Origin of the sequence: Nocardia stercoris (assembly GCF_003696265.1) — a bacterium.
GTDB classification, from domain to species: Bacteria; Actinomycetota; Actinomycetes; order Mycobacteriales; family Mycobacteriaceae; genus Nocardia; species Nocardia stercoris.
Map to the genome: position 1 here is coordinate 56,197 of NZ_RFFH01000012.1, position 25,055 is coordinate 81,251.

Consider the following 25,055-nt stretch of genomic DNA (forward strand, 5'->3'; position numbering starts at 1 on the left):
CTTACGACACCACATTCCTCGGGAAGACCTGGTCCAATGACGATCACGATCGATACGCACGACTTCATCAACGCTGCCCCCAAGGGCCTGCGCACCGAATCCGCCGGCCTGACGCCGGCCGAATTCTACGACCGGTACTGCGAGCACGCGGGCCCGGTGAAACTGAGCGGCTGGAACCCGGCCGGTCACCGCGACGGTGCCGCCTCGACGGCCACCATCACCTTCGGTGACCACCATCGGACGGTGACCGCGGCCGGCAGCCCGGTCGCGGCCATCACCTCGGCGCTCTACGACGAGGGCTACGCCGTCGAGATCCTGCAGTTCCACCAGCGCCGCACCGAGTCCGGCACCGCTACGTTCGTGCAGTGCGAGACCAACGGCCGCCGGGGCTGGGGTGCCGCACTGGCCGACGACGGCGCCGAGTCCATCGTCCGGGCCATGATCGCCGGCCTGAGCACCCTGAACTGACCACAACGCACTGCGCACCCGTTCGGACCGGCGGTCCGGGCGGGTGCGCGGTGAGTCGGTGGCGGGTCAGCCCTTCTGCTGCTCGGCGAGCTGCTTGCGGACGTCGTCCATGTCCAGGGCCTCGACCTGGGTGACCAGGTCTTCCAGGGCCGCCGGCGGCAGGGCGCCGGGCTGCGCGAAGACGAGCACGCCCTCGCGGAAGGCCATGATGGTCGGGATCGAGCGGATGTTCGCGGCGGCAGCCAGGCCCTGCTGCGCCTCGGTGTCCACCTTGCCGAACACCACGTCGGGGTGCTTCTCCGAGGAGGCCTCGAAGGTGGGGGCGAAGGACTTACACGGGCCGCACCACTCGGCCCAGAAGTCCACCAGGACGACGTTGTTGCTGGTGACGACCTCGTCGAAGTTTTCGGTAGTCAGCGTCTGGGTGGCCATGGGGTCCCCTTCCTGTCGATGTGTTGCCGGGTGCAACGCCGGGTAGGGCGGTTATCTTCCGTTCGGCCGGGTGAGGTTCCACGCGCGGTGCTGGTCGCCGTCCCATCGCCGGATTCCTACCACGGTAGCCGTTGTGTCGTGATCGGTGGCGACCGCGTGGATCGCCTCGGCCAATTGTTGCGGCCGCAGCCGCCGGGCCAGGGTGATGTGCGGCGACCAGCCGTCCGGCCGGACGGTGGCCGGCACCCCCGGGCACTGGGCCAGCACGGCGTGGATCCGGCGGTGCAGCTGCAGCAGTGCCTCGCTCGGCACGACCGAGCGGACCAGAATCGGGCTGCGCGACCCGAACACCAGCAGTCCGCCCAGGGTGATCGGCAGCGGCCGGAACTCGGTGGCGGCCAGCGCGTGTTCGAGCCGCGGCCAGATCTGGCGGGCGACAGCCAGCGTGATGTGCGGGCGGTGTTCGGGGGCGGGGGCGGCGACGCCGGCCACGGCCAGCAGATCCCATTGCCGGCGGATCTCCGCGTCGGCCGTGTCGTCCAGGAGTAATTCGACGGACTGAACCATGATGCTGGCAACATACGCTGCCGTGGACGCCGCCACGCGAGGTTGGCGCTTCGGCGGGTACGGGAGGAGATAACGGTATGGCAGAGGCCACCACTGCGCTGCGGCTGGGTGTGATCGAGGGTGACGGCATCGGCCCGGAGGTGGTGCGGGCGGCGCGGGTGGTCGTCGACGACGCCATGGCCGCCGAGCAACTGCCGCCGGTGGACTGGGTGCCGCTGCCCATGGGGCAGCGGGCGATCGACGAATTCGGTGATCCGCTACCGGAATCCACGCTCGCGGCACTCGACGGACTCGAGGGCTGGATCCTCGGCCCGCACGACAACGCCTCCTACGCACCGCGATACCGCACCGGCGCGCCGCCCGGTGGCGCGATCCGCAAGCGGTTCGGGCTGTTCGCCAATATCCGTCCGGCCCGCGCGTTCGCCGGGGTGCGGGCGGTGGCACCGGAACTGGATCTGGTGATCGTGCGGGAGAACAGCGAGGGCTTCTACGCCGACCGCAATATGGCGGTGGGCTCCGGCGAGTTCAAGCCGACCCCGGATGTGGCGCTGGCGGTCGGGCTGATCACGCGCACCGCCTGCGAGCGGATCGCCCACACCGCGCTCGAACTGGCGGCGACCCGGCGCAAGCGGCTCACCATCGTGCACAAGGCGAACGTGCTGCCGTTGACCACCGGGCTGTTCCGGGACGTCTGTTACGAGGTCGCCGCCGGCTATCCCGGGGTGGTGGTCGACGACGAGCACGTGGACGCGGCCGCCGCGCATCTGGTGCGCGCCGGCGCGGACTACGACGTCCTGGTCACCGAGAACCTGTTCGGCGACATCCTGTCGGATCTGGCCGGGGAACTGAGCGGATCCCTGGGTCTGGCGCCGTCGCTGAACTGCTCGCAGACCCAGGCGATGGCGCAGGCCGTGCACGGCGCGGCGCCCACGCTGGCCGGGCACAACCGGGCGAATCCGGTAGCGGCGATCTCGTCGGCGGCAATGCTGCTGCGCTGGATATCGCAGCGGCACAACGACTCCGGGCCGGCGCGGGCGGCCGAGCGGATCGAGCGGTCGGTCGCGGCCACCATCGGGGCCGGGGTCGCTACCGGGGATCTGGGTGGTCAGGCGTCGACCGGCGAGTTCACCGAGCAGGTGCGGGCCCGGCTGCATCGGTGGTGATCCGCGCGGCCGAGGGCGGGTTGCGGGTTCGGTTTCCCGGCTGGTGAACGGGCCTGCCGGTGGTGGGAGTGGGTTGCAGTCGTGCCGAGTGTCCGGTCACCCCGGCGTAGCGCGGGCCCGCCCGGAATCGGCGTGTACGGGCCGACGCGGTCCACCCTCAGCGTTAACCTTCGGTATCCGGCAGGCGCCGTGACGGCGCATCGCCCACAATGTCTGCAACGGGCGGCGGGGCCCGGTACCCCACAACGGAAGGCATGGCGTGAAGGTTCGAGTTGCCTGTGTCGTGGCATGCGGCGCGCTGCTGCTGGCCGGCTGCACCAGTAATTCCGAGAACAGCGGGCCGTCCGGCACGACGGTCGCGGTGAGCAAGGTGGACAGTATCGCCGCCCAGTTGCCGGACAAGATCAAGCAGTCGGGCAAACTGACCGTCGGGGTGAACGTTCCATACGCGCCCAACGAGTTCAAGGATTCCGCGGGCAAGATCGTCGGCTTCGACGTCGACCTGATGAACGCCGTCGCCTCGGTGCTCGGCGTGCAGGCCGACTACCGGGAGGCGTCGTTCGACTCGATCATCCCGAGCATCCAGACCGGGACCGTCGACCTGGGCATGTCCTCGTTCACCGACTCCGCCGACCGGCAGCAGGAGGTCGACTTCGTCGACTACTTCTCGGCGGGGATGCGCTGGGCGCAGCAGAAGGGCAAGCCGGTCGACCCGAACAACGCCTGCGGCAAGAAGGTCTCGGTGCAGCGCACCACCGACGAGGAGACCAAGGAGCTGCCCGCGAAGAGCAAGGCCTGCACCGACGCCGGGAAGCCCGCGATCTCGATCGTGGCCTTCGACGAGCAGAGCGCGGCCGCCAACGCGCTGGTGCTGGGCCAGGTCGATGCCATGTCGGCGGACTCGCCGGTCACCGCGTACGCGATCAAGCAGCAGCCGGACAAGATCGAGTTCGCCGGCCCGATATTCGACTCGGCGCCCTACGGGTGGCCGGTGCCGAAGAAGTCGCCGCTCGGGCCCGTGTTGCAGGCCGCGGTCCAGCATCTGATGGATTCCGGTGACTACCGCAAGATCGCGGAGAACTGGGGCGTGCAGGACGGCGCGATCGCCAAGTCGGTGATCAACGGCGCGGCGGGCTGATGCCGGACAGCGATACCGAATTCACCAGCGGCGCAACGGAACTGCCCGCACCGATTCGGGCCGTCCCGTTGCGGCATCCGGGGCGGTGGATCGCCGCGGCGATCCTGCTCGCGCTCCTGGGCCTGTTCCTCTACGGCGCCGCCACCAACCCGAACTACCAGTGGAACGTCTACCGGCAGTACCTGGGCGACACCAGGATCGCGCAGGGCGCGGTGGTCACCCTGGAACTCACCGTGGCGGCCATGCTGATCGGCGTGGTGCTGGGCGTGCTGCTCGCGGTGATGCGGCTGTCGCCGAATCCGGTGCTGCGCATCGTGTCCTGGGCTTACCTGTGGTTGTTCCGCGGTACGCCGGTCTACGTCCAGCTGGTGTTCTGGGGGCTGTTCCCGTCGCTGTACAAGGCGATCGCGCTGGGAATCCCGTTCGGGCCCCAGTTCTTTCACCTCGACGTACAGAACCTGTCGGCGCCGTTCCTGTTCGCGATGCTCGGCCTGGGTCTCAACGAGGCCGCCTATATGGCCGAGATCATGCGCGCCGGAATCGATTCCGTCGGCGAGGGACAGCGGGAGGCGTCGATCGCGCTGGGCATGTCGTGGGGGCAGACGATGACCAGAACTGTACTGCCGCAGGCGATGCGGGTGATCATCCCGCCCACCGGCAACGAGGTGATCAGCATGCTCAAGACCACCTCACTGGTGGCGGCGCTGCCGCTGACCACGGATCTCTACGGCCGCGCCCGCGACATCTACGCCGCCAACTTCAAGCCGATCCCGCTGCTGCTGGTGGCGGCGACCTGGTATCTGGTGATCACCAGTGTGCTCATGGTGGGCCAGTTCTATCTGGAGCGCTACTTCGCCAAGGGCGCCACCCGGCAGCTGACCGGCCGGCAGCGCCGCGCCCTGGCCCGCATCCCGGACGGGGGAGAGCTCGAGTGACCGCGACGGATGCCGTGCCGATGATCCGGGCGGAACAGGTGTGCAAGAACTTCGGTTCGGTGCCGGTGCTGCGCGGGGTGTCGCTCGAGGTCGCGCGGGGCGAGGTGATGTGCCTGATCGGGCCGTCCGGGTCCGGGAAGTCGACCTTTCTGCGCTGCGTCAACCACCTGGATCAGGTCACGGCCGGGCGGCTGTACGTCGACGGCGACCTGATCGGCTACCGGGAGTCCGGCGGCAAGCTCTACGAGCTGCATCCACGCCAGGCCGCGCGGCAGCGCCGCGATATCGGCATGGTGTTCCAGCATTTCAATCTGTTCCCGCACCGGACCGCGCTGGAGAACATCGTCGAGGCGCCGATCCAGGTCAAGAAGCTCGCGAGATCGGTTGCGGTGGAACGGGCCCGGGAGCTGCTGGCCCGAGTCGGTTTGGCGGACAAGGCCGATGCCTATCCGTCGCAGCTCTCCGGCGGCCAGCAGCAGCGGGTGGCGATCGCGCGAGCGCTGGCGATGGATCCCAAACTGATGCTGTTCGACGAGCCGACCTCGGCCCTGGACCCCGAGCTGGTCGGGGACGTGCTGGCCGTCATGCGGGAACTCGCGGCATCGGGCATGACCATGGTGGTGGTCACGCACGAGATGGGCTTCGCCCGCGAGGTCGCCGACCGGCTGGTGTTCCTCGACGGCGGCGTGGTGGTGGAATCCGGTGCGCCACGCCGGATGCTGGAGAATCCGCAACACGAGCGGACCCGCGAATTCCTTTCCGCGATCCTGTGACGCACCGCTCGTGAGGCGGGTGTGTCGATCGGTGCACCGGCGTCAGCCCTTGTGGCTCAGGCCGACTCGCAACTGGCCCAGCAGGACCTTGGTGGCCGGGGCCGTGGGCCGGTCGGTGCGCCAGGCGAGCGCCAGTGCGCCGTGCAGTTCCGGGTCGACGAGCCGGACGGTCCGCACGCCGGCGGCGGCCGCCTGGGCGGCGGTCAGGGCGGGGACGACGGCGGTGCCGAGACCACCGGCGGCGAGCCGGATCAGCAACGGGGGAGCAGCCGCCTCGAATTCGACGCGTGGTTCGAAACCTGCTGCGGCGCAGGCCTGTTCGAGCAGGGATCGGATTCCGGTGCCGGGTGGCAGGCAGATCAGCGGGCGGTCGCGCAGTGCGGCGATCGGCGCGGTCGGGCCGAGTTCGGTGTCGCCGAGCGCGACGACGGCGTCCACCCGGGTCTCGAGGATCACCGCCGTGCCCAGGCCGGGGTCGGATTCGGTGCCGGTCAGGCTGACCAGCGCGAGATCCAGGGTGCCGCGGCGCAGCGCGTCCAGCATGCGGTCGCTGGTGTCCTCGGTGAGGCTGATACCGACCTGCGGGTGATCGGTGTGGAAGTCGGCGAGCACGGTCGCCATGTCGTAGTCGCCGGTGGCCGCACCCGAGACGGCGCCGAGTCGGACATGGCCACGCAGCAACCCGCTGAATTCGTCGACTGTGTGTGAGATCTGTTGTGCGGCAGCCAATGCCGCGCGAGCCTGGGGCAGCACCGCGGCGCCGGCAGGCGTGGTGACGACGGTACGGCCCGAGCGATCCAGTAGCGGCTGCCCCAGCTCCTTCTCCAGCTGCCGGATCTGCGCGGACAGGCCGGGCTGGGCGAGGTGCAGACGGGCGGCGGCCTTGGTGAAACTCGCCTCCTCGACGACGGTGACGAAGTAGCGCAGCTGCCGCAGTTCCATAACTGAACATTCTAGCAATCAGAAGATCTATCTGTTTTACTTCTGGGTCCGGGGAGCCCAGAGTGAAGGCATGACGCACAACGAATTTCCCGCATTCACCGGCCCGGTCTTCGTCCCCGGTGATGCCGGCTACGACGCCGAGGTCGCCGGATTCCAGACCGACAATCCGCACCGCCCGGACCTCGTGGTCGGCGCCGCGCACGCCGAGGATGTGCGTGCGGCCGTGGAATACGCTGCCCGGCAAGGCCTTCCGATCGCGGTTCAGGCGACGGGGCACGGGCTGTCGGTTCCGGCCGAGTCGGGTGTGCTGATCAGCACCCGGCGCCTGGACACCGTGTCGGTGGACCCGCTCACCCGCACCGCGCGGGTCGGGGCCGGCGTGCGGGCCGGCGCCCTGATCGAAGCGGCCGTGGCCCACGGCCTGGCGCCGCTGAACGGATCGTCGCCGTCGGTGGGCGTGGTCGGCTATCACCTGGGTGGCGGCCTGGGCATCCTGGGCCGGACCTACGGCTACGCCGCCGATCACGTCCGGGCGATCGAACTGGTGACCGCGGACGGCCGCATGCGCCGGCTCGTCCCCGGCGACGACCTGTTCGGCGCGGTGCTGGGCAGCGGCGGCAACTTCGGCGTGGTCACCGCGCTCGAACTCGCCCTGCTCCCGATCACCGAGGTGTACGGCGGCGCAATGACTTTCGATACCGCCCTGGTGCCCGCCGCGCTGGAGGCCTGGCGGGCGTGGACGATCGACCTGCCGGAGGAACTGACCTCGGCGATCACCATGATGACCATGCCCGATGTGCCGGGCGTCCCCGCACCGCTGCGCGGCCGCTACCTGGCCACGATCAATATCGCCTTCGACGGCCCGGCCGAGGCGGGGGAGGCGCTGGTGGCACCGCTGCGCGCGGTCGGCCCGCGCCTCGCCGACACCCTGCGCACCATGCCGTACGCGGAGACCGAATCGATCTACCGCGACCCGGATTTCCCGCACGCCTACACCGCCACCAACGCCATGCTGAGCGAGCTGACCGGTGCGGCGGCAGCGGAATTCCGGACCCTGACCGGCCCGGACGCCCCGGTCCCGGTGGTCGCGGGCTTCCGTCACCTCGGCGGTGCGCTGAGCCGGCCCGGACCGCACGACACCGCGGTCGGCCACCGGGCCGCGCAATACGTCGCGCGGGCGATCACGGCGCCCGGCGCGGCCGAATGGGCGCAGCACGACCTGATCGGCAAGACCCTCGCCCCCTGGACCCTGGGCCACCACCTGAACTTCGTCTACGGCGGCGCCGAGCACGCGAGCCCGGCGCAGACCCGCGCCGGATACGACGCGGGGACCTACGATCGCCTGGTGGCGCTGAAGTCGGAACTGGACCCGGCCGGCCTGTTCCGGTTCAACCGCAATATTCGACGCGGTGCCTGAGGGTGCGCTGTCTCTCAGTCCCTAGGATAGCGATGTCTCAGCTGGGGACGGTGAGAGGGAACTTGATGAAACTTACAGCGGCACAGTTAGATCGGGCTGAGGGAGTGCTCCTCGGCACAGCAGTTGGCGATGCTCTGGGAGCTGGCTACGAATTCACCTACCCTACGACGAGCGCCGCTATCGACATGATCGGCGGCGGCGTGTTCAACTGGGCTCCTGGCGAATGGACCGACGACACATCGATGGCGGTGGCGGTGGCTGAAGGTGCTGCTTCCGGTGGGCGTCTGGACCGAGAGCCCGGCCTCGACGCGGTGGCAGCAGGGTTTGTGCAGTGGTGGGATAGTCACCCCACGGACATTGGCAATCAGACCAGGATGGTTCTGCGGGAGCGCAGTGCTTCAGCGCGAGAGATGAGGGCGGTGGCAGGTGCCATCCCAGGGCTGCGTGCGGGCAATGGGTCACTCATGCGTACCGCGCCGGTGGCCCTGGCTCACCTCGATGATGCAGGTGCGTGCGCTGTCGCTGCTCGTGAAGTCAGCCGATTGACGCATGACGACCCGCACGCGATCGATGGGTGTGTGCTCTGGTCGTTGGCGATCCGCACCGCCGTGTTGGACGGGACATACCATGGAATCCGCCAAGGCTTGGCCTACGTCAGCAACGAATGGCACGTGCGGCTGAGCGAAGCGGAAAACGGCTTGCCGAGTGACTTTTCCAAGAACGGTTGGGTCGTGCATGCCCTGCAAACTGCCTGGTCTGCGATCGTACACACAGATTCGCTTCCCGACGGGTTGACTACAGCAGTTCGAGCCGGCGGCGATACCGATACCACCGCAGCGATTGCCGGTGGCCTGCTTGGTGCACGGTATGGGGCATCGGCGATTCCGATGCGATGGCGCGAGATCGTCCATGGCTACCCGGGGTGCCGCGAAGACTATCTGATCGGACTCACGCACCGAGTGCTCGCGACGAACTCGAGGTAATCAGCCGATTGTCGTCGCCGACTCGGCGGTGAGGTTGAAGTTGTTACTGCTATTTGTTGCGGTTCGGGTCGAACTCTGTCCCGGGAGTTTCCTCCCAAAACTTCGGGCTCGCCATTGTCCTCTTCTCCGGGGGTGTGCTGTTTCGAATACGCTCTGATTCTTGGAACATGCGATTATATTTCTCCATCTCCTCTGCTGTGGGAGGTGTCACTCCGGCCTCCTCGGGGGTGGAAAATATCTTTCCGGCGATTTCTTTGCTCATCTAGGCTACCTCTCGATCAGCTTGATGTGAGTTATTCCGGTGACTGGATCGGTTACATTTGATGCGACATAGAAGTTTGTGTTCGATCTAAAGAGTACTTCGTCTTCCGGGAAAGACGAATAAGGGGAAATCTCCTTGCCTGTAAGGGAGATTACCTCGAACTGCGTGTTCCCTGGGAAGGATTTATTTGGATCACTGCTCGTGCTAAAGAACTGCTTTTCCGTAACGACTTGTCCTTCGACGTAGTTATCGATTGCGCTCTGTGGAAGGTCGGTGCCACGAAATACGACTCCGCTGTGGTCCGGCAGCTTGCTCAGGGCTGCGTTCAGATCGCTTGTCATTGCTGCTTGATCCGCATCTAGCGTTCCACCTCTCAGTGCGGCATTAAGTTGGTAATATCCGGTAGGCGATGTCTTATCTGCCAAAGTATACTTGTTAATGACCGCCTCGTCCTCTGCGGTCAACTTGGGTAGCAATGACCCGGCGGTCGATGTGCCGTCGACTTCTGCTTCGATCTCTGTCCGAGTGAGAGCGCCTAATTTATCGAGGCTGCCACCGACATCGGCTAGGGAGTCCTCTGTACCTGCGGCAGTAGTCATCAGCGAGTCCACGTCGACGGCTGCGACCGCTTCGGTCACGCGACCCGCGGTAGCGATCACCTCGTCCGCAGAGAGCGCCGCATCCGCACCGCTCAGAGCCAGGCCAGCGCCGGCGGTGACGACGGCAGCGAGGATAGTGACTGCGAGCTGGCCTGCCAACATCTCGTCCAACTGCCGGACTGCTCGATCGATCCGGTCACGAAGGTCTTTCAGTGCGTTCTTGTGTGAGGCGCATTCACTAAGGAGCTGATTCGAGCCTCCGCACAGTTTCCAGCCTGCATCGGCTAGGCGACTGAGCCCCTCCATCAGATCTTCAATCTCTGGTGATTGAACGGTCTTGAACGAATCTATGATCTTTTGTATGTCGGAGTGGATATTCGAAACGATAGTGTCCTGGTTGAACCCGTACCAGGCATCGTGAGCCTTCGTCAGCTTATCGGTATCGCCGTCCGGGATGTGGACGTGAATATACTGCATAAGCTGGGAGATCGAGACCAGCCCGTTTCCCGGACCACCTGCGGATGGTGGTGGGGTCCAGCAAAGAGGCACAGGTTGGTCGACGGTCGGTGGCGGTGTCGGCGCCGTTCCTTGGGGCGGGTTGGTAGAGTTATAGTCTGAAATAGCATGGTTGTATCCGGCTGTTGCTATCAGTGATGCAAAATAAGGAAGGGTCTGCGCGAGTTTATGGGCGTTGTCCAGGACGCTCGCAGCACGCGAATCGTAGCTGGTAGCCCATTTTTTGGCCGCATCGCTCGTGCCCGCCATTCCGTCGGTCTTCTGCAGCGCCTTCCACAGCTTGTCGATTGCGGTCTCTAGTCCGGTGCCGATCTTCGTCAGACTATTTGCAGCGTCCGTATAGATCTGTAGGTTCACATGTACGGTCATCGGACTACAGCTTGAGCATCGAGGTATTCGCTGTCAGCGCGCCGGCGTACTGGGTATGTGCGTTGCGGACGGCATCCCGCATCGACTCGATCCCCGTGTTGAATTCCCTTGCCGCCACTGCCCACTTGGCATGCGCATCGTGATGGGCGTCGGCTGCGGCGCCGTCCCAGGCGCCGCCCGTGTGGACGGCGGCAACGTTCGCGTCCAGGGTGTCGAGATGTTCGGTGATGAATGTGGCGAGATTGTGTAGCTGTGTAGCCAGATCGTCGAGTTCGTCGAGATCGTAGGCGATGTTGTCGGTCATCAGGACTCCGGAAGATCGAGCAGCGATGCGTTCGTGGGGGCTGCGGGCCGCAGCCTAGGCCCTTCGATCGGCGGCAGGTTCAGGCTGGATACATCGGCCGCGAACTGATTATCTTGAGCGCCATAGGTTGCCGCTGTCACCCCCAGTGCCTCTGCCATGTCTGCCAGCGCGTCGATGATCTTGTGTCCACCATCGCTGCAGTCGCTCCATCCAGCGGCAAAACTCTGGGCGGCAGGACTCTTCCAGCTGTTTGTGGTTACGGTGTCGACCTTGCGGCCCGCGGTGCTCAGCGCACTCCGCAAGACGTCCGCAAGGTCGTACGCGAACTTGCCGAGCTTCGTAACTTCCGCGGGAACGATCGACAGATCGGTGGCTCCCCCTGGTGTGCCCATGGGAGAGAGGCTAACAGGGCGAAAGGGACTCTCTGGTCTGCGTGGTTGGGGCTGACCAGCGTGAGCCAGAGCACACCCTGCGGCGGTGGATTCCTTGGGGGCGTGTGGATTTAGGGACACTCGGCCCACCGAGCCGGCCCGGGCAGCACGAGACCGTGGTCGGGCATCGGGCGGTGGCGTATGTCGCGCGGGCGATCACGGCGCCCAGCGCCGATGAGTGGTCGCGGCGCGAGTTGCTCGGAAAGACCTTGGCGCCGCGGACTCTGGGCCACCACCTGAACTTCGTCTACGGCGGCGCCGAGCACGCGAGCCCGGCGCAGACCCGCGCCGGATACGACGCGGGGACCTACGATCGCCTGGTGGCGCTGAAGTCGGAACTGGACCCGGCCAGCCTGTTCCGGTTCAACCGCACGATCCGGTGAGTGGGCCGGTCCCGCTCACCACGAAACCTGTTGTACCGGAACATGTTCCGCCGGTGGGTCGGGCCCACCGGCGGTGCTCGATCAGAGGCCCAGGAACGGGGCGACGCTGCCGAAGCCGATGAAGGCGAGGCCGGTCTTGAGCATGCTGGCCGGGCCGCAGCCGGTGCTGCCGGCGCCGGTGTTGGCGGCCACAGTGATCGGGGTGGTCACCGAGACGCCGTTGGACGTCGCGACCAGGTTGTGGACGCCCGCGCCCTCGGGCAGCCAGGTGAGGGTCAGGCCGCCGGTGAGGCTGATGATGCCGGCGCTGACGCCGCCGAGCGGGGTGCCGTTGTCGGTGACGGTGAGCGTCTGGCCGGGGGTGCCGCCCGAGGCGACGATCGTGGTGGCGCAGCCCGAGGTGGCGACGGCGTTGGGGGCGAGGCCGATGGTCATCGCGGCGTCGGCGCCGGGCGCGGCGACGACGGAGGTCAGCGCGGCAGCGGCACCGAGCACGCCGAGGCCGAGGATGCGGGTGTTACGGGTGGTCATGGCGAGCTTCTCCTGGTCGAAACGGTTGTGTCAGGACAGCGACAGGCCGGGGTGCACGGCCGCGCAGGGTTCGGTGCCGGCCGGGGCGATCTCCAGGGTCACCGGCGCCGGGATCTCGGCGGCCGAGAAGAGATAGCCGTTGATGACCGAGGTCAGCACGTGGGTGCCGGGCTCGGTGGGCGTCCACTCGAAGTTGGGGCTGCCGACGAGCCGGGCGATCGGTGGTGTTGCGGTGCCGATGGTCTCGGTGCCGTTGTCGAAGACGATGAGCATGTCCGACGGGCCGGTGGGGACGTGTCCGGTGATCAGCAGCGGGCAGCCGACCTCGGGGGTGCCCTCGACGGTGAGGGTCGGGTCCAGCGGCGAGGCGCCGGCGGGGGCGCCGCTCATGGCCAGCCCGGCCAGGATGGCTACGGCCGAGGTGGCGCCGCTCCGCCCGAGGAGGCGGGTGGCGGCGTGCTGATTGTTCATCGTGCGGTGTCTCTCCCTGCATCCGGCGCGTTCGGAACGGGAGTATTTCACATGCTGACCGGCTGGGACAGGGTTTCGCGGGCCGCGTCTCGCGTGCGCCAGTGCGACGGTCTCGTCCGAGCGCCGATGCGGCGATATTTGTGAAATGGAAGTAATTCACAAATAGCCGCGGCGCCGGATGGGAGTTACGAATTTAACGCGAATCACAGTCGCGAAGACATGTGATTCTCCACCCGTCGAACCGGCGGTTTCTTTCCGCACGACAGTGGGTACCGTGGGCTTGTGCCGATTGCGTTTCAAACCGGGGGGTTGCAGCAGGTCGATCGCGACACCTGGCGGAATCCCGTCACCGGTGATCTGATCGCGACCGCATTCTTCGATCTGCCGCCCGATCTCCCAGCCTCGCTGGACGACGTCGACGCGCTGCGTCGAGCGCTCGCGCACCAGCAGGCGGAGACCGGCTGCCTGATCGAAGCGCACGTCATCACCGTCGACGGCCAGCCGGCACTGCTCCGCCTGGAGAAGTCGCCCGCGCCCGGCGGACTCCAATTCACCGCCGGTCTGGTGATCCCCAAGGCCACCGCGAGCGCGGTCGTGAAATTGCGCTGCCTGGAAACCGGTCGTTCCGGGACCCGGGAGGCCGCGCTGGTCCCGCGGATCGGTTTCGCGAACATGTTCCGGCCGCATCCCTACGCACCGGAGCTGCGCGGCCGGCTGCCGTTCAATGCCGCCGACGACATGCGATGGGACCCGATGTTCCCGACGCATCCGCTCACCCGGGCGCGGGCCTGGATTCTCGAATTGAGCCGCACCGTCAAGATCGACCCGTGGTTCGCGGCACTCCCCGGATTCACCGGCCCGGAGGCCGCCGCCACGCCCGAGAGCGCGGAGCAAGAGGCCGCCACCCAGGAGATGGCGAACGTGGCCGCCGACGCCGAGGACGACGCGGCGGCCGAATCGCAACCGGCGCCGGGACTCGGCGACTCGACCGCCGTGCTGCCCACGCTGCGATCCGCCGCCGCACTGCAGTGACCGACCGGCCGGTCAGGCCGGCTTCTCGGTGACGAAGATCGCGGTGCCGGGAAAGATCTTGCCGCGCAACGGACTCCATTGACCCCATTCCCGGTCCAGCCACTCCGGCCAGTCCGGCTCGATCAAATCGACCAGCACCAGGCCCGCCCCGACGATGTCGCGCACCCGGTCGCCGACGGTTCGGTGGTGCTCGACATAGGTCGGTACGCCGTCGCCGTCGACCTCGACGTAGGGCGTGCGGTCGAAGTACGGGAACTCCGCGACCAGCCCGTCCGGGCCCGGGTCGTCGCGGAAGATCCAGCGCATCGGATGGTTGACCGAGAAGACCCAGCGCCCGCCCGGCTTCAGAACCCGCGCGACCTCGCGCATCACCTGCCCGGGGTCGGCCACGAACGGGACCGCGCCGAAGGCCGAGCACGCCAGGTCGAAGCTCTCGCTCGCGAACGGCAGCGCCTCGGCGTCGGCCTGGACCAGCGGCACCCGCGGGCCGCCCTGTGCCATGGCCTGCAGTCCCCGGTCGAGCATGCCGCGCGAGAGGTCCAGACCGACCGGATGCGCGCCCTGGGCGGCCAGCCACCGCGCGCACGGCGCCGAACCGCAGCCGATCTCGAGCACCCGGCGGCCGGCGACCTCGCCGAGCAGGTGCCAGTCGCCCTCGTGCATGCCCTCGGGGCACCATACGAACTCGCCGTCGGGGGAGTCCACGCCCAGGAATTCGGCGTGCGTCTCGTGGTACGCATTCGCGTCCGCGTCCCACCAGAGACGGCTGGCGCGCCGGCTGTCGTCCGAATCGACCCGGACCCGGGCACCGCCGATGGTCCCGAGCAGGGCGTTCGCCTCGGCGTGGCGGTCCTCGGGAGTGAGGGGTGTCTGTGCATCCGGCATGCGAAAAGGCTAGCGGTCGACCCGCCGGTACCCGTGTTTGCTTGGTCGAACGGCCGTCGCGTACGCTGATTCCGCGAGTGTCTTCAGTACTTCTGGGTACTGGTATCGGAACGCTGGAGTTCACCTGCGTGCTGTGAACCCATGCCATGAGCTGCGTTCGGCTAACGCAACGTTGCGCTGCGCATGACCGACGTTAGTTCCTCGCTGTGGCGATCACAGCAAAAACTGAAAGCCCACATGTCCACTGCCGACCACAATCCGTCCGGAGCAACCCCACATATGCCCACCACCGTCACCTCGCCGCAGGTAGCCGTCAACGACATCGGCACCGCCGAGGACTTCCTCGCCGCCATCGACAAGACCATCAAGTACTTCAACGACGGCGACATCGTCGAAGGAACGATCGTCAAGGTCGACCGGGACGAGGTCCTGCTCGACATCGGTTACAAGACCGAAGGCGTCATCCCGTCCCGCGAGCTCTCCATCAAGCACGATGTCGACCCGTCCGAGGTCGTTTCCGTGGGTGATGAGGTCGAGGCCCTCGTTCTCACCAAGGAGGACAAGGAAGGCCGCCTGATCCTCTCGAAGAAGCGGGCGCAGTACGAGCGTGCGTGGGGCACCATCGAGGAGCTCAAGGAGAAGGACGAAGCCGTCAAGGGCACCGTCATCGAGGTCGTCAAGGGCGGTCTGATCCTCGACATCGGCCTTCGTGGCTTCCTCCCGGCCTCGCTGGTCGAGATGCGCCGGGTCCGCGACCTCCAGCCGTACGTCGGCAAGGAGATCGAGGCCAAGATCATCGAGCTGGACAAGAACCGCAACAACGTGGTCCTGTCCCGCCGCGCCTGGCTCGAGCAGACCCAGTCCGAGGTCCGCAGCGAGTTCCTGCACCAGCTGCAGAAGGGCCAGGTCCGCAAGGGTGTGGTCTCCTCCATCGTCAACTTCGGTGCCTTCGTGGACCTGGGTGGCGTGGACGGTCTGGTGCACGTCTCCGAGCTGTCCTGGAAGCACATCGACCACCCGTCCGAGGTCGTCGAGGTCGGCATGGAGGTCACCGTCGAGGTGCTCGACGTCGACCTGGACCGCGAGCGTGTCTCGCTGTCGCTCAAGGCGACTCAGGAAGACCCGTGGCGTCAGTTCGCCCGGACCCACGCGATCGGCCAGATCGTCCCGGGTAAGGTCACCAAGCTCGTTCCGTTCGGTGCGTTCGTGCGCGTCGAGGAGGGCATCGAGGGTCTGGTCCACATCTCCGAGCTGGCCGAGCGCCACGTCGAGGTGCCGGACCAGGTCGTGGCCGTCGGCGACGACGCCATGGTCAAGGTCATCGACATCGACCTCGAGCGTCGCCGGATCTCGCTGTCGCTGAAGCAGGCGAACGAGGACTACCACGCCGAGTTCGACCCGTCGAAGTACGGCATGGCCGACAGCTACGACGACCAGGGCAACTACATCTTCCCCGAGGGCTTCGACCCCGACACCAACGAGTGGCTCGAGGGCTTCGACAAGCAGCGCGAAGAGTGGGAAGGCCGCTACGCCGAGGCGGAGCGTCGCCACAAGATGCACACCGCTCAGATGGAGAAGATGGCGGCCGACGCGGCTGCCGAGGCGGCCAACGGTGGTCCCACCGGTGGCAACTACTCCTCCGAGAGCGGCGCCCCGGCGGCGTCGTCGGGTGCCGCGGAGTCGACCGGCGGTTCGCTGGCCAGCGACGCGCAGCTCGCCGCCCTGCGCGAGAAGCTGTCGGGCAACGCGTAATTCGCGTGATCGCCTGATCGCATAGCTTCGACGAAGGCCCCGGTCCGAACGGACCGGGGCTCTTTGTCGTTGCGAACCAAAAAGTCTCGGGAAAGTGGACGGCTGACCAAATTCTGCCGAATCGTGCCGCAAGCAGTGGCTACTCGACGAACCGTCCGGTAGCGTCTGCCGCGACTCTGTGGAATGTTCCGGACTTCCACCACTTTTCCCGGAAGGATTCGAGCGCGAACATGGGCGTCTTCGACGGCATCAACCGGCGCGATTTCTTGGCCAAGGCCATGGTGGCCGGCGGGGCTGCCTCGCTGTACTCGCTCGCGGGCCCGATCATCGAGCGCGCCTACGCCGCCGATCCGGCCGGCATGGGCGGTCTCGGCGACATCGAGCACTTCGTGCTGCTGATGAACGAGAACCGTTCCTTCGACCACTATTTCGGCACCATGTCCGGTGTGCGTGGCTTCGACGACCCGTCGCCGTCGTGGCAGCAGCGCGGCTGGGCGCCCGGCGTCGGCCCGACCGCCGACGGTTACGTGATGCCCTTCCGCCTCGACACCACCCGCGGTGCCACCCTCGACGGCGAATGCATCAACGACCCCGACCACAGCTGGGCCGGTACCCACGCCGCTTGGAACAACGGCGCCAACGACGGCTGGATGCCGATGTCCATCGAGAGCGTCGGCGCCGGCAACGCGCCCGCGCTGATGGGCTACCACACCCAGGCCGACATCCCGGTGCACTGGGACCTCGCCAACGCCTTCACCCTGCTCGACGGTTACCACTGCTCGGTGCTCGGCCCCACCGACCCGAACCGCCTGTACTGGATGTCGGGCACCATCGACCCCGACGGCCTGGCCGGTGGCCCGCTGGTCGAGACCCCCGCGCTCATCCCGCAGAACGCCTACAGCTGGCGGACCATGCCGGAGAACCTCTCCGACGCCGGCGTGAGCTGGAAGATCTACAACAACCGCGACGCCGGCCCGATCTCGTCGGTGATCATGGACGGCATGATGGGCTGCTTCAAGCAGGCCGCCGACCCGGCCTCCGAGCTGGCTCGCCGCGGCAAGGCGCCGGTGTACCCGAGCGACTTCGCCGCCGACGTCGCCGCCGGCACGCTGCCGTCGGTGTCGTGGGTGATCCCGTCGCTGCTGAACTGCGAGCACCCGGCACTGCCCTCGGCGCTGGGCGCGGTCGGCATCATGCAGGTCCTCGACATCCTCACCTCGAACCCGGCGGTGTGGGAGAAGACCGCGCTGATCGTCAGCTACGACGAACACGGCGGCTTCTTCGACCACGTCACCCCGCCGACCCCGCCGCCGGGTACCCCGGGCGAGTTCCTCACCGTCGACCTGGGCCGGGTCCCGGCCGCCAAGGGCAACCCGGGCCCGATCGGCCTGGGCTACCGGGTGCCGTGCATGGTGATCTCGCCCTATTCCCGTGGCGGCCTGGTGGCTTCGGAGACCTTCGACCACACCTCGCAGCTGCGGCTGCTGGAAACCCGCTTCGGCGTGGATGTTCCGAACCTGACCGCCTGGCGTCGCAGCGTCACCGGCGATATGACCTCGGCCTTCGACTTCGGTTCGGCGCCCGATGCCGCCAAGCCGGTGATCACCGATCCGGGACCGAAGGCGAACGACGCGTGGGCGCAGTGCGGTCCGAACATCGCCTTGGGTACCGCGGGTGCCGGTGCGCCGTATCCGGTTCCGCCGAACCAGATGCCGATCCAGGACCCGGGGACCCGCCGCCGCCCGAGCGGACTCGGCCGGGCCTGAGCGATCGACCGTCGAAAAAAGCGAAACCCGCCTCGAATGCTCGAGGCGGGTTTTCGCTCATCCAGCCGGGTGCGGAACCCAGCGGCGCACCGGGAAGGCGATGCGCCGGTTGACGACCCGATGCCGGGACCGGTTGAGCAGGGTGCGTAGGTGTAGTCGACCGCGGCTCGCGGCCAACAGTGCCGCGACGAAAGGGATTTCGATGCAGTGCCTGGTTCCGGGGTAGCCCAGTCGGTGGCGACCCGTCTGGATGTTTTTGGTACGCAATGGTGTTCCTTTGCTTGTGGTTGGGCAAGGATCGCCTGCCGCGAACACTAGCGGAACAAAAGTGCGACTCAGCGCATATTGGGCAACTGTTCTATGGGCGTGTCGGAGTGTATTCCGACCGTCGGTCTGATAATCCGGAACCTTCGGGCAAACCGCCCACGGTTTTCGGCCCGGCGGTCGGATGCGAGACTGGACCGCATGTTGCGAATCGGCCTCAGCGGAGGCATGGGAGCGGGCAAATCGACCGTGGCGCGGGCCCTCGTCGAACGAGGCGCGATCCTCGTCGACGGCGACGCCATCGCCCGCGAGGTGGTCGCCCCCGGCACGCCCGGGCTGGCCGCCCTGGTGTCCGCGTTCGGTGCCGGTATCCTCGCCGCGGACGGCAGCCTGAACCGGCCCGCGCTGGCCGCGGTCGCCTTCGCCGACGACGAGGCGCGCGCCACGCTCAACGGGATCACCCATCCGCTGGTCGGGCAGCGGACCGCCGAGCTGATCGCCGCCGCCCCCGCGGACGCGATTGTGGTGCAGGACATTCCGCTGCTGGTGGAGAACCGGCTGGGCGCGCTGATGAACCTGGTGGTGATCGTGCAGGCGGACCTGCCGCTGCGCCTGCGGCGCCTGGAGGAGTTCCGGGGGATCAGCCCCGCCGACGCCATGGCCCGCATCGACGTCCAGGCCACCGACGACCAGCGCCGCGCCGCCGCCGACGTGCTGCTGGACAACAACGCCGGCGCGGACGACCTGTTGCCGCAGGTGGACGCGCTGTGGCACGAGCGGCTGGTGCCGTTCGAACGCAACCTGCGCAACCGGGAGCGGGCGCCCCGCGGCGCGATCCGGCTGGTGGCGTCGGACCCGGCCTGGCCGGACGCGGCCGAGCGGCTGCGCGGGCGGATCGCGCTGGTGTGCGGCGCCGAGGCCCGGCGCATCGACCACATCGGGTCGACCGCGGTGCCCGGGCTGGCGGCCGAGGACGTCATCGACCTGCAGATCACCGTCGCCGACTGGGCCGCCGCCGACGGGATCGCGGACGCGCTGGCCGCCGCCGGATTCCCGCGGCTCGACGACATCCGCGCCGACGACCCGAAGCCCGGCACCGACCCGGCGGCGTGGGAGAAGCGCGTGCACGTCAACGCCGACCCGGGCCGTGCGGTGAATGTGCATGTGCGCGTGGAGGGTTCGCCGGGCCAGCGCTTCGCGCTCGAGTTCCGGGACTGGCTGCGCGTGGATCCGGCGGCCCGCGAGGAGTATTCGGCCGTCGAGCGCAAGGCCGAGGCCGCGGCGGCCGGGCTGACCGGGTCCGCGGCGATCGCGGAGTATCTGGCCGTCGAGGGACCCTGGTTCGACGAGGTGTACCCGCGGGTCCTGGCCTGGGCTGACACGCGCTAGTTCGAGACCGGCTTCGGCGGTTGCTTCCAGTCCAGGGTGATGCCCTGGGCGGCCAGCCAGTTCTCGAAACTGTGCCCATGGCTCGCGATGCCCTCGATCGCGGTGGTGGCCACGTTCACCGCCCGTTCCGCGGCCGCCGCGTCGAGATAGCCGGCGGCGTGCGCGGCGAGCAGCTCGTCGACGTCGAGCAGCACCGACGTGCGGCCGGTACGCACCAGGATGTCGAGGTAGTGGTCGACCGAGCGCCAGTGGCCGTCACCGTCCGGGCCGAACTCGCCGATGTCGAGGTAGTAGTCCTGGTCCCATCGTTCCTGCTGGGTGAAGTGGAAGATGGTGGCGCGCAAGGACAGTCCGGGCAGGAACCAGGACTCGAGGTAGTGGAAGTTCGGGTGGCCGGGTGCCGGGCGGGCCATGTACAGGCCGAACGGTTCCAGTCGGTACTCCTCGACCTGCCGGACGTTGCCCTTCGGGTCGGTATTGGTGAGTGCCGCGAGGTCGAAGTACTCGACCTTCGGCTTGTGCAGGTCCACGGCCGCTGCGCGCGTCATGTACCGAATGTAGCGGCCGCCCGCCCGGGCCTCCACCGAGACGACGGACGAGCGGCCGGTCGGGCCGTGGTTACAGCCAGGTGAGCGCGACCTTGTGACCCGCCAGCCAGCGGTCCAGATTGTGCCCGTGGGCCGCGATCCCGGCGACCACGGCATTGCCATGCTCGATGATCCGCTGCGTCTGGGCGCTGTCGACGTAGCCGGCGGCGTGCGCGGCCAGCAGCTCGTCCACACCGCTCATCCGCGGTGCCCGGCCGTTGCGGGCCTCGATGCGCAGATAGTGGTCGACCGCACGCCAGCGATGCGGCTCGACCTGGGTGATCTCGCCGATCTCCAGGTGATGGGCCTGGTCACGTTCGTGCGCGGCGCCGGCGTGCTGCACGGTCACCCGCAGCGACAGCGCGGGTAGCAGCCACGACTCGGTGTACCGGTGCGGTGGGGCCGGCGTGCGCAGGGTCACCTTGAGACCCCACGGCGTGGCGTGACAGTCCTCGACCGAGTGGACATAGCCGTGGGCGTCGGTCCCGGTCAGATCGGCGGTGTCGAAGTATTCGACACGGGGCCGGTGGGCCGTGATCGGCGTCTTCCCGTCGATTGCCGTGGTCTGCGTGGCAGAGGCGGCCGCGGGAGGCTGGGCCGTGGTGCTGCGCAATGGATGGAATATGGTCACCGCACTGCCCTTCTGGAATCCGTGTCGTAGCGACGTGCGCGGGCCTGTGTCGTCGTCGTCACATTCCGTTCCGGCTTCGGCCGGCACGCACCCGCCGGACCGGATCGAGAGTACACCCGGACATCTGCTATGGGCAGGTTGTGAACAGAGAGAATTCGTCCCGTGATCGGTTCGCCATCTCGCGAACTACGCTGCGGGAAAGAACTTTTCGGACAATGCACATCTTTCCCGCGTGTCCGGGTGTTCGGGCCCGCCGCTCGGCGCGCCGGAACTTGTCGGTGCCCCGTCCTACTCTGGGCATATGGCATTCGCAACCGAAATCCCGGCGGAAGGCTACGAGGACCGCGGGCAGGGCAAACCGCCGCTGGCGCATTCCGAGCACCGGCCGATCGGCGCGATCGAGCGGTCCGATGCGCGGTTCGAGGTGGTCAGCGAGCACAAGCCCGCCGGCGACCAGCCCGCCGCCATCGCCGAGCTGGAACGCCGCATCCGCGGCGGCGAGCGCGACGTCGTACTCCTGGGTGCCACCGGTACCGGTAAGTCGGCCACCGCGGCCTGGCTGATCGAGAAGCTGCAGCGCCCCACCCTGGTGATGGCGCCGAACAAGACGCTGGCCGCGCAGCTGGCCAACGAGCTGCGAGAGATGTTGCCCAACAACGCGGTCGAGTACTTCGTCTCGTACTACGACTACTACCAGCCCGAGGCGTACATCGCGCAGACCGATACCTACATCGAGAAGGACTCCTCGATCAACGACGATGTCGAGCGGCTGCGGCACTCGGCCACCTCGAGCCTGCTCTCGCGGCGCGACGTCGTGGTGGTGGCGTCGGTGTCATGCATCTACGGCCTGGGCACGCCGCAGTCGTATCTGGATCGTTCGGTCCAGCTCGAGGTCGGTACCGAGGTCGACCGCGACCGGCTGCTGCGCCTGCTGGTCGACGTGCAGTACACCCGCAACGACATGGCGTTCACCCGCGGCTCGTTCCGGGTCCGCGGCGACACCGTGGAGATCATTCCCTCCTACGAGGAGCTGGCCGTCCGGATCGAGTTCTTCGGTGACGAGATCGAGGCGCTGTACTACCTGCACCCGCTCACCGGCGACGTGGTCCGCCAGGTCGACGTGGTACGCATCTTCCCGGCCACGCACTACGTGGCCGGCCCGGAGCGCATGGCGCGCGCGGTCGCCGATATCGAGGTCGAGCTGGAACAGCGGCTGGCCGAGCTGGAGAAGCAGGGCAAGCTGCTGGAGGCCCAGCGGCTGCGCATGCGCACCCAGTACGACCTGGAGATGATCAAGCAGGTCGGGTTCTGTTCGGGAATCGAGAACTACTCCCGCCACATCGACGGCCGCCCGGCCGGGTCGGCGCCGGCCACGCTGCTCGACTACTTCCCCGACGACTTCCTGCTGATCGTCGACGAGTCGCACGTGACCGTCCCGCAGATCGGCGGCATGTTCGAAGGCGACATGTCGCGCAAGCGCAATCTGGTCGAGTTCGGCTTCCGGTTGCCGTCCGCGGTCGACAACCGCCCGCTCACCTGGGAGGAGTTCGCCGAGCGGATCGGCCAGACCGTCTACATGTCGGCCACCCCGGGCGACTACGAGCTGGGTCAGGCCGGCGGTGAGGTGGTCGAGCAGGTCATCCGGCCCACCGGCCTGGTCGACCCGAAGGTGATCGTGAAGCCCACCAAGGGCCAGATCGACGACCTGGTCCACGAGATCCGCGGCCGCGTCGAGCGCGACGAGCGCGTCCTGGTCACCACCCTCACCAAGAAGATGGCCGAGGACCTCACCGACTATCTGCTCGGCCTCGGTGTGCGGGTGCGCTACCTGCACTCCGAGATCGACACCCTGCGCCGGGTGGAGTTGCTGCGCCAGCTACGCCTGGGCGAGTACGACGTGCTGGTCGGCATCAACCTGCTGCGTGAGGGTCTCGACCTGCCGGAGGTCTCGCTGGTGGCGATCCTCGACGCCGACAAGGAGGGCTTCCTCCGCTCGTCGAAGAGTCTCATCCAGACCATCGGCCGCGCCGCCCGCAACGTCTCGGGCGAGGTGCATATGTACGCCGACAAGATCACCGACTCGATGCAGCAGGCCATCGACGAGACCGAACGCCGTCGCGCCAAGCAGATCGCCTACAACGAGGAGCGGGGCATCGATCCGCAGCCGCTCCGCAAGAAGATTGCCGACATCCTCGACCAGGTCTATCGCGAGGCCGAGGAGACCGAGGTCGAGGTCGGCGGCTCGGGCCGCAACGCCAGCCGCGGCCGCCGCGCCCAAGGTGAGCCGGGCCGCGCGGTCAGCGCCGGTGTCTACGAGGGTCGCGACGTGAAGAACATGCCGCGGGCCGAGCTGGCCGACCTGATCAAGGAGATGACCGATCAGATGATGAACGCGGCCCGCGAGCTGCAGTTCGAGCTGGCCGGCCGCCTCCGCGACGAGATCGCCGACCTCAAGAAGGAGCTGCGGGGGATGGACGCGGCCGGGCTGAGCTGAGGTCGGTGGCCGGATCTGAATGCCCGCCCGATGCGGTGGGCGTTCAGCCGGCTCGGGCCGGGCCGTCATTCGGCGATCTTGCTGTAATAGTGAAATTCACACGTTTCTCACAGTAGGCTCGAGGCTGATCCGGGGGGACCGACCTCGGTCGAATTGTGTACGCCCAGAAGCGATTACGTCCTGGGCGTCTAGTGAGGGGGATGGGATGAGAACCGTTCGCAAGCTGACCATGGCCGTGGCTCTGGCGGTGGCCGCAGTGCAGAGTGTGGCAACCACCGCGCACGCGGATACCGCCAGCGCGGCCCAGACCATGCAGAGCGCTGCCCAGCAGGGCGTCTCGGATGGTTACCCGGGGGTCATCGCCCTGATCAGCGATGGTGTCAGTGGTCAGTACGTCAGCGCGGGTACCGGCAACCTCGGCACCAAGACGCCGATCGATCCGACCGCGAAGTTCCGGATCGGCAGCAACACCAAGAACTTCACCGCCACGGTCATCCTGCAGCTGGAGGCCGAGGGCAAGCTGTCGATCAACGACACGGTCGCCAAGTGGTTGCCGAACGCGATCCCCACATCGTCCGGCTACGACGGCAGCAAGGTCACGCTGCGTGAGCTGATGAACCACACCTCCGGGCTGCCGAACTACTTCGCCCAGCTGTCGGATATGACCGGGAGCAACGCCACCCGGGTCATGGCGCCGCAGGACCTGGTCAATTCCGCCCTGCTGACTCCGCCCGGCACCACACAGCCGGGCGCGGATGCGGCCACCTCCGCGAATCCCCCGGCGACCTGGAACTACATCAACACCGGCTACATCCTGTTGGGGATGGTCATCCAGAAGATCACCGGTAACGACCCGGCCGTCGAGATCACCAACCGCATCATCAATCCGCTCAATCTGAGCAATACGAGCTTCCCGACCACGGATCCCAATCTGACCGGGAACTACCTGCACGGATACTGGTACAACCTCATCCCCATCATCAACGTGTACCTCGGGACGACGGATGCGACCGTCCAGGCCCCGTCGATGTTCTGGACGGCGGGTGCGATGGTGTCCACCCTGCAGGACTTGATGACCTTCACGCAGTCACTCGTCCGGGGCACGTTGCTCCCCCCGGCGCAGATGGCCGAACTCGAGACAACCGTCCCGATCAGCTCGGCTACCGCCAACCAGTACGGCCTGAGCATTACCCACCTGAAGCTGACCTGCTCGGGCACCACGAAATGGGTCTGGAGCTTCGGCGGTGACGTTCCCGGCTACAACTCCCGCTGGATGACCAGCGAGGACGGACGCAAGACCATCGCCTACGTCTCCAACGAGTTCCACAACATCGGAGGGACGACGGGTCAGAAGAACCTCTTGGACAACACCATGAATGCGATGTGTGCGCTGTAGCCGGTTCGGCACGGGTGGGGTGAGCCTCGACGTGAGCGAGTCGTGCCCGGCGCGAACTCTCCGCAGCGGCTCACCCCGCATCGCACCCTGACCGGTGGTTAATCATCGGTAAAGTGAAGTTCAAGCATTTCGCATTTTAGGATCGGAACCGTTTCGGCGCGAACATTTTTCGCCC

Annotated in this window: 26 protein-coding genes; 14 read left to right on the forward strand and 12 right to left on the reverse strand. The window is 67.3% G+C overall.

What is annotated here, in order from left to right:
• Positions 1-36: 36 nt before the first annotated feature.
• The gene (locus EBN03_RS23870; RefSeq protein ID WP_122190356.1) at positions 37-468 is read left to right on the forward strand and encodes a 2-isopropylmalate synthase; all 432 of its coding nucleotides are present in this window, start codon (positions 37-39) and stop codon (positions 466-468) included.
• A 66-nt stretch (positions 469-534) separates the two neighbouring features.
• Here the strand turns inward: EBN03_RS23870 and trxA are convergent, their stop codons facing one another.
• On the reverse strand, positions 535-900 hold the full coding sequence (trxA, locus tag EBN03_RS23875; RefSeq protein ID WP_122190357.1) for a thioredoxin: 366 nt from the start codon (positions 898-900) through the stop codon (positions 535-537).
• 51 nt (positions 901-951) lie between these two features.
• Entirely contained in the window at positions 952-1,467 is a 516-nt protein-coding gene (locus EBN03_RS23880; protein ID WP_122190478.1) for a 2'-5' RNA ligase family protein, read from the reverse strand.
• A gap of 77 nt (positions 1,468-1,544) precedes the next feature.
• Between EBN03_RS23880 and EBN03_RS23885 the strand changes: the two genes are divergently transcribed.
• The 4 genes from EBN03_RS23885 to EBN03_RS23900 all read left to right on the forward strand — a co-directional run bounded on the left by EBN03_RS23885 (position 1,545) and on the right by EBN03_RS23900 (position 5,476).
• Positions 1,545-2,630, forward strand: a complete 1,086-nt coding sequence (locus EBN03_RS23885) for an isocitrate/isopropylmalate dehydrogenase family protein (protein WP_122190358.1) — start codon at positions 1,545-1,547, stop codon at positions 2,628-2,630.
• Between the two features lie 259 nt (positions 2,631-2,889).
• Positions 2,890-3,768, forward strand: a complete 879-nt coding sequence (locus tag EBN03_RS23890) for an ABC transporter substrate-binding protein (RefSeq protein ID WP_122190359.1) — start codon at positions 2,890-2,892, stop codon at positions 3,766-3,768.
• Complete coding sequence (locus EBN03_RS23895; RefSeq protein WP_122190360.1) at positions 3,768-4,703, forward strand: amino acid ABC transporter permease; 936 nt, start codon at positions 3,768-3,770, stop codon at positions 4,701-4,703. The genes EBN03_RS23890 and EBN03_RS23895 overlap by 1 nt, the downstream gene beginning before the upstream one ends.
• Positions 4,704-4,723: 20 nt before the next feature.
• The gene (locus EBN03_RS23900; protein WP_122190479.1) at positions 4,724-5,476 is read left to right on the forward strand and encodes an amino acid ABC transporter ATP-binding protein; all 753 of its coding nucleotides are present in this window, start codon (positions 4,724-4,726) and stop codon (positions 5,474-5,476) included.
• 42 nt (positions 5,477-5,518) lie between these two features.
• Here the strand turns inward: EBN03_RS23900 and EBN03_RS23905 are convergent, their stop codons facing one another.
• Positions 5,519-6,418: a LysR family transcriptional regulator gene (locus EBN03_RS23905; protein ID WP_122190361.1), complete on the reverse strand. Its 900-nt coding sequence runs from the start codon at positions 6,416-6,418 to the stop codon at positions 5,519-5,521.
• Positions 6,419-6,488: 70 nt separating this feature from the next.
• Between EBN03_RS23905 and EBN03_RS23910 the strand changes: the two genes are divergently transcribed.
• On the forward strand, positions 6,489-7,835 hold the full coding sequence (locus tag EBN03_RS23910) for an FAD-binding oxidoreductase (RefSeq protein WP_122190362.1): 1,347 nt from the start codon (positions 6,489-6,491) through the stop codon (positions 7,833-7,835).
• A 65-nt stretch (positions 7,836-7,900) separates the two neighbouring features.
• Positions 7,901-8,818 carry an ADP-ribosylglycohydrolase family protein gene (locus EBN03_RS23915; RefSeq protein ID WP_122190480.1) on the forward strand — a complete coding sequence of 306 codons (918 nt, stop codon included), beginning with the start codon at positions 7,901-7,903 and terminating at the stop codon, positions 8,816-8,818.
• A 49-nt stretch (positions 8,819-8,867) separates the two neighbouring features.
• Here EBN03_RS23915 and EBN03_RS23920 read toward each other — a convergent pair whose 3' ends face one another.
• Genes EBN03_RS23920 through EBN03_RS23935 form a run of 4 tightly spaced genes read right to left on the reverse strand, consistent with a single transcriptional unit; the run spans position 8,868 to position 11,260 of the window.
• On the reverse strand, positions 8,868-9,080 hold the full coding sequence (locus tag EBN03_RS23920) for a hypothetical protein (protein ID WP_122190363.1): 213 nt from the start codon (positions 9,078-9,080) through the stop codon (positions 8,868-8,870).
• A gap of 5 nt (positions 9,081-9,085) precedes the next feature.
• The gene (locus EBN03_RS23925) at positions 9,086-10,564 is read right to left on the reverse strand and encodes an ADP-ribosyltransferase (RefSeq protein WP_122190364.1); all 1,479 of its coding nucleotides are present in this window, start codon (positions 10,562-10,564) and stop codon (positions 9,086-9,088) included.
• Positions 10,565-10,568: 4 nt separating this feature from the next.
• On the reverse strand, positions 10,569-10,868 hold the full coding sequence (locus EBN03_RS23930) for a WXG100 family type VII secretion target (protein ID WP_122190365.1): 300 nt from the start codon (positions 10,866-10,868) through the stop codon (positions 10,569-10,571).
• Positions 10,868-11,260, reverse strand: a complete 393-nt coding sequence (locus tag EBN03_RS23935; protein ID WP_122190366.1) for a WXG100 family type VII secretion target — start codon at positions 11,258-11,260, stop codon at positions 10,868-10,870. Before EBN03_RS23935 ends, EBN03_RS23930 begins: the two co-directional genes overlap by 1 nt.
• Positions 11,261-11,364: 104 nt before the next feature.
• Here EBN03_RS23935 and EBN03_RS23940 point away from each other — a divergent pair, with 104 nt between their 5' ends.
• On the forward strand, positions 11,365-11,682 hold the full coding sequence (locus tag EBN03_RS23940; RefSeq protein WP_158675725.1) for a BBE domain-containing protein: 318 nt from the start codon (positions 11,365-11,367) through the stop codon (positions 11,680-11,682).
• An 81-nt stretch (positions 11,683-11,763) separates the two neighbouring features.
• Here the strand turns inward: EBN03_RS23940 and EBN03_RS23945 are convergent, their stop codons facing one another.
• Both EBN03_RS23945 and EBN03_RS23950 read right to left on the reverse strand, forming a co-directional pair.
• On the reverse strand, positions 11,764-12,213 hold the full coding sequence (locus tag EBN03_RS23945; protein ID WP_122190368.1) for a hypothetical protein: 450 nt from the start codon (positions 12,211-12,213) through the stop codon (positions 11,764-11,766).
• 30 nt (positions 12,214-12,243) lie between these two features.
• Positions 12,244-12,684: a hypothetical protein gene (locus EBN03_RS23950; protein ID WP_122190369.1), complete on the reverse strand. Its 441-nt coding sequence runs from the start codon at positions 12,682-12,684 to the stop codon at positions 12,244-12,246.
• Positions 12,685-12,966: 282 nt separating this feature from the next.
• On the opposite strand from EBN03_RS23950, the gene EBN03_RS23955 reads away from it, so the two are divergent.
• Positions 12,967-13,716, forward strand: coding sequence for a hypothetical protein (locus tag EBN03_RS23955; RefSeq protein WP_199742940.1), 750 nt, complete (start codon positions 12,967-12,969; stop codon positions 13,714-13,716).
• 12 nt (positions 13,717-13,728) lie between these two features.
• Here the strand turns inward: EBN03_RS23955 and EBN03_RS23960 are convergent, their stop codons facing one another.
• The gene (locus EBN03_RS23960; RefSeq protein WP_122190370.1) at positions 13,729-14,601 is read right to left on the reverse strand and encodes a class I SAM-dependent methyltransferase; all 873 of its coding nucleotides are present in this window, start codon (positions 14,599-14,601) and stop codon (positions 13,729-13,731) included.
• 279 nt (positions 14,602-14,880) lie between these two features.
• On the opposite strand from EBN03_RS23960, the gene rpsA reads away from it, so the two are divergent.
• The 3 genes from rpsA to coaE all read left to right on the forward strand — a co-directional run bounded on the left by rpsA (position 14,881) and on the right by coaE (position 19,772).
• On the forward strand, positions 14,881-16,353 hold the full coding sequence (gene rpsA, locus EBN03_RS23965; protein ID WP_122190371.1) for a 30S ribosomal protein S1: 1,473 nt from the start codon (positions 14,881-14,883) through the stop codon (positions 16,351-16,353).
• Positions 16,354-16,583: 230 nt separating this feature from the next.
• Positions 16,584-18,119: a phospholipase C gene (locus EBN03_RS23970; RefSeq protein WP_122190372.1), complete on the forward strand. Its 1,536-nt coding sequence runs from the start codon at positions 16,584-16,586 to the stop codon at positions 18,117-18,119.
• 465 nt (positions 18,120-18,584) lie between these two features.
• Entirely contained in the window at positions 18,585-19,772 is a 1,188-nt protein-coding gene (gene coaE, locus EBN03_RS23980) for a dephospho-CoA kinase (protein ID WP_122190374.1), read from the forward strand.
• On the opposite strand, the gene EBN03_RS23985 is transcribed toward coaE, so the two are convergent.
• Together EBN03_RS23985 and EBN03_RS23990 are read right to left on the reverse strand one after the other, a co-directional pair.
• Positions 19,769-20,296 carry a DUF402 domain-containing protein gene (locus tag EBN03_RS23985; RefSeq protein WP_199742947.1) on the reverse strand — a complete coding sequence of 176 codons (528 nt, stop codon included), beginning with the start codon at positions 20,294-20,296 and terminating at the stop codon, positions 19,769-19,771. The genes coaE and EBN03_RS23985 overlap by 4 nt on opposite strands.
• Before the next feature lie 94 nt (positions 20,297-20,390).
• Positions 20,391-20,972: a hypothetical protein gene (locus EBN03_RS23990; protein ID WP_233608588.1), complete on the reverse strand. Its 582-nt coding sequence runs from the start codon at positions 20,970-20,972 to the stop codon at positions 20,391-20,393.
• 319 nt (positions 20,973-21,291) lie between these two features.
• Here EBN03_RS23990 and uvrB point away from each other — a divergent pair, with 319 nt between their 5' ends.
• Positions 21,292-23,484 (forward strand): excinuclease ABC subunit UvrB, encoded by a 2,193-nt coding sequence (uvrB, locus tag EBN03_RS23995; protein ID WP_122190376.1) that lies wholly within the window; start codon positions 21,292-21,294, stop codon positions 23,482-23,484.
• 205 nt (positions 23,485-23,689) lie between these two features.
• Complete coding sequence (locus EBN03_RS24000) at positions 23,690-24,880, forward strand: serine hydrolase domain-containing protein (RefSeq protein ID WP_158675726.1); 1,191 nt, start codon at positions 23,690-23,692, stop codon at positions 24,878-24,880.
• The last annotated feature ends 175 nt before the right edge of the window (positions 24,881-25,055 follow it).